Source organism: Clostridium rectalis (assembly GCF_900626095.1).
In the GTDB taxonomy this organism is placed as follows: domain Bacteria; phylum Bacillota; class Clostridia; order Clostridiales; family Clostridiaceae; genus Clostridium_AS; species Clostridium_AS rectalis.
This window is the reverse complement of sequence record NZ_UYZZ01000028.1, coordinates 1-988: the sequence shown is the minus strand read 5'-3', so window position 1 is coordinate 988 and position 988 is coordinate 1. Positions and strand designations below refer to the sequence as shown.

At 21.3% G+C, this 988-nt stretch carries 1 pseudogene; it reads right to left on the bottom strand.

Annotated features, from left to right (window positions below):
• Positions 1 to 264: 264 nt before the first annotated feature.
• Positions 265 to 988 (bottom strand): annotated as a pseudogene (locus EJL03_RS15850) (hypothetical protein); the annotation flags it as partial.

Below are 988 nucleotides of genomic sequence, written 5' to 3'. Positions count from 1 at the left end.
CAAGGGAATAATGCCGTTTTTGAAAATTTAACAGTAAGAAATGTTGGGTTAGGAATATTATTAGGACAAAATACAGTTAATAATACTGCGGAAGCATTTTCAATCTGTAAGATTACAAATTTTAATGCGGCATAAAAATTTATACTTGGATAGGACAGAAATAGTATTGTAATAAACATTAAAGGGCTATCGCACTATAAAATTAGTGCGATAGTTTTTTATAAAATGATTTAACTATGAGATTTCAGTGGTTGTTTATGATATTTATTTAAGAAATTTTTCAAAAAATCCCTTATTTTTAGAGCCTTCTAATTGCTCCTTTATTGAGGAATTTTCAGTTTCTAATTCTCTTAAACTAGCCTCTAACTTTTTAGAATAATTTTTTATATATTCAAAATTTTGTTGTTTTTCTTCTAGTTGCTGTTTTATAGTTAAAACTTCAGTATCATATTTATTTCTTAAATTTGAAAAAATATGATTTTGGGATTTTTCTAAACTTTCTTTTACTTTATTATTTTCAAGTTCTAAATTTTTGTTTATATCATATAAATTTTTAATTTTATTTTCACTTTCTACAAGTTGTTTTTTTATATTTTTTATTTCTGTAATATGCTCTATTTTTATGTTTTCCATAGTTGTAATAGCATTATTCTGTAATTTATCTATTATGTTATTTAAATTTTTGTTTGAAATATTATTCTCTTCTATTTTTAATTTGAAAATTTCATTTTCGTTTATTTTGTTATCGAGCTGTGTTTTAAGTATTTTATATTTTTCATATTCTTTATTTAAGGTTTCTTTTAAAGATTGATTTTTATTTTCTAGTATATGTTTAGTTTCAAGTAAAGATTTATATTCAACTTCAATATTAGATTTTTCAATAGAGATTTTATTTATATTCTCAAGTAGATTATTAACATACATGTTTTTTTCTTTGAATTTTTCTGTAAGTAAAATTGATTTGTTCATTAAATCATGGTTTATAGTA